The organism is Vibrio sp. V42_P2S4T144 (genome assembly GCF_009904715.1).
GTDB lineage: Bacteria > Pseudomonadota > Gammaproteobacteria > Enterobacterales > Vibrionaceae > Vibrio > Vibrio alginolyticus.
Genome location: NZ_WXWS01000321.1, coordinates 1 through 10,997, shown reverse-complemented (window position 1 = coordinate 10,997; position 10,997 = coordinate 1). Strand labels below are relative to the sequence as shown.

At 45.2% G+C, this 10,997-nt stretch carries 14 protein-coding genes; 6 read left to right on the top strand and 8 right to left on the bottom strand.

The genetic code is table 11. From position 1 onward, the window contains the following. The 5 genes from surA to apaH form a co-directional block, all read left to right on the top strand. Positions 1 to 994, top strand: a 994-nt coding sequence (gene surA, locus CAG68_RS11155) for a peptidylprolyl isomerase SurA (protein ID WP_161441148.1), incomplete at its 5' end; no start/stop codon positions are given. Next, the gene (pdxA, locus tag CAG68_RS11150) at positions 984 to 1,982 is read left to right on the top strand and encodes a 4-hydroxythreonine-4-phosphate dehydrogenase PdxA (RefSeq protein ID WP_005379670.1); all 999 of its coding nucleotides are present in this window, start codon (positions 984 to 986) and stop codon (positions 1,980 to 1,982) included. The genes surA and pdxA, both read left to right, overlap by 11 nt. Then, positions 1,979 to 2,788 carry a 16S rRNA (adenine(1518)-N(6)/adenine(1519)-N(6))-dimethyltransferase RsmA gene (gene rsmA, locus CAG68_RS11145; protein WP_005379669.1) on the top strand — a complete coding sequence of 270 codons (810 nt, stop codon included), beginning with the start codon at positions 1,979 to 1,981 and terminating at the stop codon, positions 2,786 to 2,788. Before pdxA ends, rsmA begins: the two co-directional genes overlap by 4 nt. Positions 2,789 to 2,863: 75 nt before the next feature. Beyond that, the gene (gene apaG / locus CAG68_RS11140; RefSeq protein WP_005379668.1) at positions 2,864 to 3,244 is read left to right on the top strand and encodes a Co2+/Mg2+ efflux protein ApaG; all 381 of its coding nucleotides are present in this window, start codon (positions 2,864 to 2,866) and stop codon (positions 3,242 to 3,244) included. A gap of 15 nt (positions 3,245 to 3,259) precedes the next feature. Then, a complete protein-coding gene (apaH, locus tag CAG68_RS11135; protein WP_054728446.1) occupies positions 3,260 to 4,066 on the top strand; it encodes a bis(5'-nucleosyl)-tetraphosphatase (symmetrical) ApaH in 807 nt (268 codons plus the stop codon). Between the two features lie 257 nt (positions 4,067 to 4,323). Here apaH and folA read toward each other — a convergent pair whose 3' ends face one another. The 6 genes from folA to rplU form a co-directional block, all read right to left on the bottom strand. Beyond that, positions 4,324 to 4,803, bottom strand: coding sequence for a type 3 dihydrofolate reductase (folA, locus tag CAG68_RS11130; RefSeq protein WP_086046508.1), 480 nt, complete (start codon positions 4,801 to 4,803; stop codon positions 4,324 to 4,326). Positions 4,804 to 4,812: 9 nt separating this feature from the next. Then, positions 4,813 to 5,286 (bottom strand): threonine/serine exporter family protein, encoded by a 474-nt coding sequence (locus CAG68_RS11125; RefSeq protein ID WP_005379665.1) that lies wholly within the window; start codon positions 5,284 to 5,286, stop codon positions 4,813 to 4,815. Beyond that, complete coding sequence (locus CAG68_RS11120; protein WP_005383089.1) at positions 5,286 to 6,086, bottom strand: threonine/serine exporter family protein; 801 nt, start codon at positions 6,084 to 6,086, stop codon at positions 5,286 to 5,288. The genes CAG68_RS11125 and CAG68_RS11120 overlap by 1 nt, the downstream gene beginning before the upstream one ends. 196 nt (positions 6,087 to 6,282) lie before the next feature. Further along, entirely contained in the window at positions 6,283 to 7,458 is a 1,176-nt protein-coding gene (gene cgtA / locus CAG68_RS11115) for an Obg family GTPase CgtA (protein WP_005383091.1), read from the bottom strand. 212 nt (positions 7,459 to 7,670) lie between these two features. Continuing rightward, positions 7,671 to 7,928, bottom strand: a complete 258-nt coding sequence (gene rpmA / locus CAG68_RS11110; RefSeq protein ID WP_005383095.1) for a 50S ribosomal protein L27 — start codon at positions 7,926 to 7,928, stop codon at positions 7,671 to 7,673. Between the two features lie 20 nt (positions 7,929 to 7,948). Next, a complete protein-coding gene (gene rplU, locus CAG68_RS11105; RefSeq protein ID WP_005383096.1) occupies positions 7,949 to 8,260 on the bottom strand; it encodes a 50S ribosomal protein L21 in 312 nt (103 codons plus the stop codon). 256 nt (positions 8,261 to 8,516) lie between these two features. On the opposite strand from rplU, the gene ispB reads away from it, so the two are divergent. After that, positions 8,517 to 9,488: an octaprenyl diphosphate synthase gene (gene ispB / locus CAG68_RS11100; RefSeq protein WP_064353590.1), complete on the top strand. Its 972-nt coding sequence runs from the start codon at positions 8,517 to 8,519 to the stop codon at positions 9,486 to 9,488. A 93-nt stretch (positions 9,489 to 9,581) separates the two neighbouring features. Here ispB and CAG68_RS11095 read toward each other — a convergent pair whose 3' ends face one another. Together CAG68_RS11095 and mdh are read right to left on the bottom strand one after the other, a co-directional pair. Continuing rightward, positions 9,582 to 9,773, bottom strand: a complete 192-nt coding sequence (locus CAG68_RS11095) for a hypothetical protein (RefSeq protein WP_005379661.1) — start codon at positions 9,771 to 9,773, stop codon at positions 9,582 to 9,584. A gap of 113 nt (positions 9,774 to 9,886) precedes the next feature. After that, positions 9,887 to 10,822, bottom strand: a complete 936-nt coding sequence (mdh, locus tag CAG68_RS11090) for a malate dehydrogenase (RefSeq protein ID WP_005379660.1) — start codon at positions 10,820 to 10,822, stop codon at positions 9,887 to 9,889. Positions 10,823 to 10,997: the final 175 nt, after the last annotated feature.

The window sequence follows — 10,997 nt, the reverse complement described above, 5'->3', positions numbered from 1 at the left end:
AGCGATTGCAGAGATCGCACGTAATAATGAGCAAACAGTAGAACAACTCGCCGCTTCTGTAGAAAGTGAAGGTTTAAGTTACCCAGAATTCCGCGAACAAATTCGTAAGGAAATCGCCGCATCAGAAGCCCGCAATGCACTGGTTCGTCGCCGTATTAATATCCTTCCAGCAGAGGTAGATAGCCTTGCTGAGCAACTATCACAAGAAACCAATGCGACTGTTCAATACAAAATTGGACACATTCAACTGCGCTTCTCTGACGATAAAGAAAAATCTGCTGTAGAAGCAGAAGCTAAAGCGCTCGCGAAAAAGCTAAACGAAGGTGCAGATTTTACGGAGATGGCCTACACCTACTCTAAAGGTCCTAAAGCTTTACAAGGTGGTGATTGGGGCTGGATGCGTAAAGAAGAGATGCCAACCATCTTTGCTGATCAGATCAAGATGCAAAACAAAGGCAGCATTATTGGTCCATTCCGTAGTGGCGTTGGTTTCCACATCCTAAAAATAGAGGATGTAAAAGGCCTAGAAACGGTTGCGGTAACGGAAGTAAATGCGCGTCATATTTTGATTAAACCAACCGTGATTCTGAGCGACGAAGGGGCGAAGAAGCAACTGAATGAATTTGTACGCCGCATCAAAGCCGGTGAAGCAACGTTCGCTCAATTGGCAACACAATACAGTCAAGATCCTGGCTCGGCAGCACAAGACGGTGAACTAGGTTATCAAACGCCAGATCTTTACGTGCCAGAATTCAAGCACCAAGTAGAAACTCTGCCAGTTGGCTCAATCAGCGAACCGTTCAAAACCGTTCACGGCTGGCATATCGTTGAAGTGTTGGATCGTCGCCAAGTTGACCGTACTGACTCAGCGATGAAGAACAAAGCTTACCGTATTCTATTTAACCGTAAATTTAATGAAGAAGCGGGCGCATGGATGCAAGAGCTACGCGCAAGTGCGTTTGTTGAAATCGTGGATAACAACAATGACAACTAATACAATTCGTAGAATTGTCGTAACCGCAGGGGAACCTGCGGGTATCGGCCCAGACTTAGTGCTTGCCCTATCGAAAGAAGATTGGGCGCACCAAATTGTCGTCTGTGCCGATAAGAATATGCTGATGGAGCGAGCCAAGCAGCTTGGCATCGAAGTCCAACTGTCTGATTACAATCCAGAAGAAGCACCTAAAGCACAAAAAGCGGGCACGCTTATCGTTGACCATATCCAAATATCGGAACCTGCGGTCGCAGGCGAGCTCAATGAAGCGAATGGTCACTATGTACTAAAAACGCTAGAAAGAGCGGCTTTAGGCTGTATGAATGATGAATTTGATGCTATTGTCACCGGCCCTGTTCATAAGGGGGTGATTAATCGCGCAGGTGTTGCATTCAGTGGTCATACTGAATTTTTCGCCGAGAAGTCACAAACGCCGCTAGTCGTAATGATGCTAGCAACGGAAGGACTACGCGTGGCGCTGGTTACAACACATATTCCTTTAGCTTATGTGTCCAAAGCTGTCACCGAAGAGCGATTAGAAAAAATCATCGATATTCTTCATAAAGACCTTGTAGAAAAGTTTGCTATCGCACAACCAAACATCTACGTTTGTGGGCTTAACCCTCATGCTGGCGAAGATGGCTGCTTAGGTCGTGAAGAGATCGAAACCATCACTCCGACACTGGAAAAAATTCGACAAGAAAAAGGTATCAACCTGATCGGCCCTCTGCCGGCTGATACCATTTTCAATGAAAAATATTTAAATGATGCTGATGCTGTTTTAGGCATGTACCATGATCAAGTGTTGCCAGTATTAAAATACAAAGGCTTTGGTCGTTCAGTAAACATTACTCTTGGCCTACCTTTTATTAGAACATCGGTGGACCACGGTACTGCATTAGATCTGGCAGGGACAGGTCAAGCGGATACAGGGAGTTTCCGAACAGCGCTCACGCATGCGATAGATTTGGTAGAGAAGAAACAATGAGAAATGATGTCCATTTAGGACACAAAGCGCGTAAACGTTTTGGTCAAAACTTCCTGAACGATCCATACATTATTGATGGAATCGTATCAGCGATTAACCCAAAACCAGGTCAAAACCTGGTTGAAATCGGTCCTGGTCTTGGTGCAATCACTGAGCCAGTAGGTCGTGAAGTGGATAAGTTCACAGTTATCGAATTAGACCGCGATCTGGCGGAACGCCTACGTACTCACCCTGAACTGGCAGATAAGTTGACCATCCATGAGGGTGACGCTATGCGTTTTGACTTCACTCAACTAGTGAAGCCAAACAACAAGCTGCGCATTTTTGGTAACTTGCCATACAACATCTCTACACCATTGATGTTCCACCTTTTTGAGTTCCATAAAGACATTCAAGACATGCACTTTATGCTGCAAAAAGAAGTGGTAAACCGCTTAGCCGCCGGCCCTGGCAGCAAAGCTTACGGCCGTTTAACGGTAATGGCTCAGTACTACTGTAAAGTGGTACCAGTACTGGAAGTACCGCCAACGGCATTCGTTCCACCACCGAAAGTGGATTCTGCCGTTGTTCGTTTAGTGCCTTACGAAGAGCTGCCATGCCCGGCGAAAGATCTGCGTTTGCTCGATCGCGTTTGTCGTGAAGGCTTTAACCAACGTCGTAAAACAGTTCGTAACTGCTACAAATCGTTGTTAAGCACAGAAGTACTAGAAGAGCTAGGTGTTAATCCAAGCATGCGTCCAGAGAACCTGACGCTAGAACAATTCGTCGCAATGGCGAACTGGCTTGCGGATAACCCGCAGCACTAAGAACTCAAACAATGAGCCAAACCCTTGTAGGTTTGGCTTATTATTATTGGGATATTACGTTTCTGAGGAGTGCACATGGACGTCATTCAACCTTGCATCAAAATTCAAGTTCACACCAAATACATCGAAGAACAGTCCAACCCAGAGCTACAACGCTACGTTTTCGCTTATATCATCACCATCAAAAACCTTAGCCAACAAACCGTACAGTTAGTGAGCCGCCGCTGGCTAATCACAGACTCGAATGGCAAGCAAATGACGGTTGAAGGTGACGGAGTGGTAGGCCAGCAGCCCTTTATTCCAAGCAATGATGAATACACGTACAGTAGCGGAACAGCGTTAGAAACCCCTGTCGGCGTTATGCAAGGACACTACAAAATGCTGGATGAAAAAGGGCAAGAGTTCATCACCGAAATTGAACCATTTCGCTTGGCTGTTCCAAATGTTTTAAATTAGTAAATTGGAGATTCAGTGGCTACCTATATTGTTGGTGACATCCAAGGCTGTTTTGATGAATTGCAGCGACTACTAGAAAAAGTATCTTTCTCTGCGAAAAAAGACCAACTTTGGCTTGCTGGTGATTTGGTCGCCAGAGGGCCTAAATCACTAGAAACGTTACGCTTTGTGAAGTCACTTGGCGCAAACGCAATCGTGGTGCTTGGTAATCACGACCTTCACCTTCTCGCAGTGGCTCACGGGATAAAAAAGGTCAAAGACAAAGATAAAACCGCACCTATTTTCACGGCCCCTGACAAAGAGGAACTACTGACATGGCTAGCTCAGCAACCTCTATTGACCGAGCATGACGAGTTCGTGATGTGTCACGCTGGCATATCACCGCAATGGAATCTAAAAACAGCGAGAAAGTGTGCCCGTGAAGTTGAGCGCATCATCCAAAGTGAAGAGCTGCCTTGGCTATTAAAAAACATGTACAGCAATCAACCTGATTCCTGGGATGACTCTCTACAGGGTTTGGACCGATACCGTTATATTATCAATGCTTTTACGCGGATGCGCTTTTGTTTCCCTGATGGTCGTTTGGATATGGATTGTAAATTGCCACCGCAACAAGTTTCCGGTAACGAACTTATTCCATGGTTTGATGTGCCTAAACGTATCCACTTAAACAAAGCGGTGCTCTTTGGGCACTGGGCTGCACTACAAGGCTATATGAACAACGAAGTCATCGGGCTAGATACTGGCTGCGTTTGGGGAGGAAGCCTGACCATGATCCGTTGGGAAGATAAGAAAATTTTTACTCAGGATGCGTTAAGTTAAACACTGAATAACAGTCGATAATCCATAGTAGGAAGAATACCTGTCACTTAACACCTCCTGTAGGGTCATTCCAACGAGCCTTAACGAGACTAGGAATCTAATATCCTCGCGCTGCGAATAGATAGAAATACCTTTGACAACAAAGTACTCGTATAGAGGCTCCTGAATCTCGCTCTTTCGTCGCTTTTCAGGATGACGGTAGGTTGGGATGGCCGCTCGCTGCTATACGAACGGCATTACCCCGTTTTAATCTCGAATTACTTCTCTAACACCGTAAAACGCATGTTGTAGGCGTTCTTCTCATCGGCTTGATACATTTCTGAGTAAGTTTCCTTAAACTCGTCTCCCCAATCTGGGAACTGAGTATCACCATCAATGGCCGCTTCAATGTGTGTTACATACAGTTTATTGGCCATAGGCAGACAAGTGGTGTAAATCGCACCACCACCAATGATCATCACTTCTTCCACATCACCAGCCACGTCCAAAGCTTGCTCAATCGATGTTACGGTAGTGACGCCTTCGATCTTTAGTGTCTCATCACGGCTAATAACAATATTCAAGCGACCTGGTAAAGGGCGACCAATAGACTCATAGGTTTTGCGTCCCATCACAACCGGTTTTCCCATGGTACAACGCTTAAACCAAGCGAAATCGGCGGGAAGATGCCAAGGCATTTGATTGTCTTTGCCAATGATGCGATTGTCGGCCATCGCGGCAATCATACTAATGATCATGTTAGGTCCTTATACAATTGGTCTGCGGCGATAGAATAACAGCCCTGGAACCGCAAGACCAACAGCTAAACCTGCAATAATAAACATGGCCTTAAGAAAGTTTTCCATACAGGTTGCGACAAGCTCGGGTGAGTAGCCAACATGATTGATCTCTACCATAGCGATCATTGCTTTGTACGCAAACACACCCGGCACCATCGGGATCAAAGCAGCCACAGTAAACACTTTTGGATGCGCGAGAAAACGGTGAGACCAGTACACACCAATCATCCCAACTAACGTCGCAGCAAAAAAGGTTGCCCACTCAATAGGAATGCCAAACTGCATCATCAAGTAGCGGCTACCATGACCAATCGCGCCACCAACAGCGCAATAAACTAAAGCTCTTTGTGGTACGTTAAAAACCAATGCAAATCCTACGGCGGGAATCGCCGCAAAAAACATGTCATTCAAAAGGCCAAACATCAAATCAAATAAACTCATTAGATAGCCCACCCCCAAATTCCAGTTACACTCATCGCAGCAACGATCCCCAAACATGTCGCCAACGTTAGTAAACTAGCCATCACAAATCGAGCAATCCCCATATTAATGTGGCCTTTCAACATATCTGCGACAGAGTTAATGAGTGGGAAACCAGGTACAAGCATTAATACCGACGATGCCATTGCTACGGTAGGTAGATTACCGATTTGGTAAATTTCCGCCTGTGCTGAAATTAAGGTAGTCACAAAAGCGGTCGCAGCAAAGTTCAATAGAGGGTTGAAATGACGATGACCAATTTCTTGGCGAACGATCATGCCACCAGCTGAAGCTAAAAAGGTCATGATGAAGACTCCCCAATCACCACCAGCTAGATGACTGAATGCCGCACAAGACAAGCCAATCATAAACACCACCAACCAGCGGTTATAACGCTCTGGACTGATAGCGTTCAGCTTTTTCTGCGCCATGGTTGCATCGAGCAGACCACGCTCCATCATGATACAGATTCGTTGAATTTGCGTAATAACGCGCATATTGATGCCACGATCAGCGCAGCTTCGGGTGGTGGTGATGCAATGCCCATCCATTACCGTCGTCACAACCAATGCATTAGCTGATAGTGCTACCGCAACTTCATTCACCCCACAAGCTAGGCCAATACGACGCATAATATCGCTCACAAGAGTACTTTCAGCACCATGAGCAAGTAGCATTTGTCCGGCTTGGGCGACAAGACGAGAAATCGATCGTTGAGTAGATACCGCCAACTCTCTAGGCGGTATGGTTTCTAGAGTCATAAATAAGTCTAATTCCTTTTAGGGTGTTACTCATTCATACGCGCGAGGGCCAAACTAACCCTCAAAAAAACACGACGTATCAGTTATTGTGCCGTAAAGCACATCACCTAAATATGATTTAGATACAGAAAAAGCCGGAATAAATAATTGCGGCTTAAGGAATTATAGGCAAACAGGCATTGTTTGACCGTTCTGATTAGTCACGAACGTAGACAACGTGACCGTCATCTTCTTCATCGTCCCAGTCATCCCAATCGTCGTCGTCATCTTCAGTGATAACGTCTTTACCCGCCATCGCATCTTTATGGTAATCATCCCACATGAAGTTAACTTTATCTTCTTCAGCCACTTCTTCCTCTTCGCGAGGTAGGTTATCCATAAAGTCAGCCAGTTTGTAACAAAGCTCTTTAGTACCGTTACGATTGATCGCCGAGATCTTAAAGTACTCGTCTTCCCAACCTAGTGCGTCTAAGATTTCTTGGATCTTCTCATTCGCTTCTTCTTCAGGCATTAGATCAACTTTGTTGAACACTAACCAGCGCGGCTTACTTGCCAGTTTTTCGCTGTATTGTTCTAGTTCATCAATGATCGTCAATGCATTTTGCACCGGATCGGACTGATCAATTGGCATAATATCGATCATGTGCAGCAACACTCGACAACGCTCTAAGTGCTTCAAGAATCGAATACCAAGGCCAGCGCCATCTGCTGCACCCTCGATCAAACCAGGGATGTCTGCAACAACAAAACTTTTCTCTGGTACGACACTTACGACACCCAAGCTTGGGATCAAAGTCGTGAATGGGTAATCAGCGACTTTCGGTTTTGCTGCTGATACTGCGCGGATAAAGGTTGATTTACCAGCATTAGGTAGACCAAGCATACCCACATCAGCAAGAAGCAATAGCTCAAGGCGAATTTCGCGTACTTCACCCTTTGTACCCAATGTTCTCTGACGAGGCGCGCGGTTTACTGAAGATTTGAAACGCGTGTTACCTAGACCGTGCCAACCGCCTTTTGCGATCATCACTTTCTTACCGTGTTCAGCAACTTCCGCCACGATTTCATTTGTGTGGATATCCACAGCGCGCGTACCCACAGGTACACGAAGAACAATGTCTTTACCACGCTTACCTGTACAGTTACCACCGCGACCGTTTTCACCACGCTCAGCTTCGTAGAAGCGCTGGAAACGGTAATCAATCAGGGTATTTAGGTTTTCATCAGCTTGGATATAAACATCACCACCGTCACCGCCATCACCGCCATCAGGGCCACCTTTAGTGATGAATTTTTCACGCCAGAAACTGACAACGCCACTACCGCCATCACCAGCCTGAACTTTTACTACCGCTTCATCTACGAACTTCATCTTTTACTCCGACTACTTCGTGCGTGGATTAAATCTTACTATGTCATCCGACAATTTTAGCAGATGACAGATCTAAGCTCCCAGATTCAAATCGCTTAGGATCTTAGCGAGAAACTTCGATATGTCGACTGCCACAAATAAAAAACCCCGCCGATTCGGCAGGGCTTTTGAATTCAGCTTAAAGCTATTAAGTAATTTGGTTAAAAACCTAATTACTCAGCTTCGATGCTTACAAACTTACGGTTCTTAGGACCTTTCACTTCGAACTTCACTTTACCTTCAGTAAGAGCGAATAGAGTGTGGTCTTTACCGATACCTACGTTGTTACCAGCGTGGAACTTAGTACCACGTTGACGAACGATGATGTTACCTGCAAGTACAGATTCACCACCGAAACGCTTAACACCTAGACGTTTGCTTTCTGAATCGCGGCCGTTACGAGTAGAACCACCAGCTTTTTTGTGTGCCATTGTTAAACTCTCCTAATAGATTAAGCGTTGATACCAGTGATCTTCACTTCAGTGAACCACTGACGGTGACCCTGTTGCTTACGAGAGTGCTTACGACGACGGAACTTAACGATTTTAACTTTATCGCCACGACCGTGTTGTACAACTTCAGCAACAATTTTGCCGCCCTCTACAAGAGGAGCACCAACTTTGATGTCTTCGCCGTTAGCAACAAGAAGAACTTTATCAAATTCTACAGTTGCACCAGTTTCAACGTCTAATTTCTCTAAACGAAGAGTTTGACCTTCGCTTACACGGTGTTGTTTACCACCAGATTGGAAAACAGCGTACATATTTTACTCCGCTTTTTCCGCACAGCCTTTCTTGAGGGTGTGCGCTAAACTAATCATCAATAGGGCGCAGATTCTACAGAATAGATGCTCCTATGACAAGCCATATTTTGAAAAAATTGGCGAAAAGCTAATCGCCAAAGAAAAGTGCGGCAATCATGCCCTTTAGTAATGTATTAATCAACGTTTTTTAGTGTATTATTCGACAATTATATAAATCGAATAAGCCTTGCAGGGTCTAACTTCAGCCGGATATACGATGGATTTTAAAACTATCCAAGCGCTTACTGCCGATGACATGGCAAAAGTGAATGAAACAATTCAAGCCCAACTTAATTCTGATGTCTCTTTAATCAACCAGCTCGGTTTTTATATCGTGAGTGGTGGAGGCAAACGTCTAAGACCGCTTTTAGCGATACTGTCAGCCCGCGCACTTGGTTACCAAGGCAATGGTCATACAATGGCAGCTGCGTTTATTGAGTTCATCCATACAGCGACTTTGCTGCATGATGACGTGGTAGATGAATCAGACATGCGCCGTGGTAAAGCCACTGCGAATGCAGCATTTGGCAATGCGGCTAGCGTATTAGTTGGGGACTTTATCTATACACGCTCATTTCAGATGATGACAGAACTAGGATCCATGAAGATCCTTAAACTAATGAGCAATGCCGTAAACGTGATCGCCGAAGGTGAAGTACAGCAGTTGATGAACTGTAACGACCCTGACACGACAGAAGAAAGCTACATGCAAGTCATCTACTCTAAGACTGCGCGCTTATTTGAATCCGCAACTCAAATCGGTGCAATCTTAAATGATGCTCCTGAGCATGTTGAAATCGCAATGCAAAATTACGGTAAGTATCTAGGCACTGCGTTTCAGCTCATTGATGACGTCATGGATTACACTTCTGATGGCGAAGACATGGGTAAAAATGTGGGTGATGACTTGGCCGAAGGCAAGCCAACTTTACCTCTACTCCATGCTATGCGTAATACCACACCAGAAAACGCCATCATGATTCGTGAAGCGATTGAGAAAGCGAATGGAATGGAGCGCTTAGAAGAAATTCTTGCGGTCATGAAAGAAGCAGGCTCTCTGGAATACACAACGCAAAAAGCTCTAGAAGAAGCAGACAAAGCAATCGCAGAACTATCAGTGTTGCCAGAGTCTGAATACAAACAAGCGCTTGTTACTCTGGCTCATGTCGCAGTACAACGCACGAAGTAATCAATAGCTACCCGTAACGCAAGGCTTATAGCGAAAAGGAAGAGCACGCTCTTCCTTTTTTACGTTTGATACCTAATGACGACGCCCGGGGCGCTAGTAATATCTGTCACTACCGCCATGCAGTTGTGGATCATCTTCTATTTCATCAAAGCTAACGGCGAGTTGCTGTTCAGTCCCTTGTTTGGACAACAATACCGTCTCTGCTTCATGGTCGACCACTAATATCGTACCGACGCCTTGTTGGCACTCAACAACCATGCCTTTACGGATTCGACTCGCTTCCATCATCTTCTCCTTCACTACGTGGTTTTGTTCGACCATTTTTACGAAGTTGAGAAATCAAGGATCAAAAAAGCCGATCAAAATGATCGGCTTTCTTCTTATATAGGCTTTCTAGGTTACTTTGCGAATTCAACACCAATGTTGATGTCGCCATTTAGTGTTTCTAGCATACCGTCTAATGCAGACTTTTCGTAATCGCTGAGTTTGCCGTAGCTTAGTACTTCTTCAACGCCTTCTTTACCCAGTTTTACAGGTTGCGCGAAGTAAGTCGCGTGTTCGCCGTCGCCTTCAACGTAAGCGCACTCAACTACGCCTTCTTCACCTTGAAGAGCACGAACCAGAGACAGACCAAAGCGACATGCAGCTTGGCCCATTGATAGTGTTGCACTACCACCACCCGCTTTCGCTTCTACAACTTCAGTACCTGCATTTTGAATACGTTTCGTTAATGCTTCTACTTCTTCAGCTGTAAACTCAACACCTTCTACTTGAGACAGTAGAGGTAAGATCGTTACGCCAGAGTGACCACCAATTACTGGCACGCGAACGTCACCTGGATCTTTGTCTTTTAGCTCAGCAACAAACGTTTCTGAACGGATAACATCCAACGTTGTTACACCAAATAGACGACGCTTATCATAAACACCCGCTTTTTTAAGAACTTCAGCAGCAATTGGCACTGTTGTATTTACAGGGTTTGTGATGATACCAACACAAGCTTTCGGACAAACAACCGCAATCTTCTCCGCTAGCGATTTAACGATACCAGCGTTTACATTAAATAGATCCGCACGATCCATACCTGGCTTACGCGCAACACCAGCAGAAATTAGCACAACATCCGCGCCTTCTAGTGCTGGAGTAGGATCTTCACCAGCGTAACCTTTGATAGAAACTGGCGTAGGGATGTGGCTAAGATCAGCGGCCACACCAGGAGTTACTGGAGCAATATCATATAGGGCTAAATCAGAACCAGCAGGAAGACGGTTCTTAAGTAGAAGGGCCAGGGCTTGACCGATGCCACCAGCGGCACCAATAACGGCTACTTTCATGTAGTTCTCCTTGAGAGTATTTCTCTTATAAACGTATTCGTAGGGTAGTTTGTAACCAACTTAAATAAAGCTATCGGAATCACAACTTGATTACAATCAATTAACGCTAGCTTTGCGACCTCGCGCAACTCGCTGTTACCGTGCTACAAATGGGGCTTGGATTATTCTTTTATTC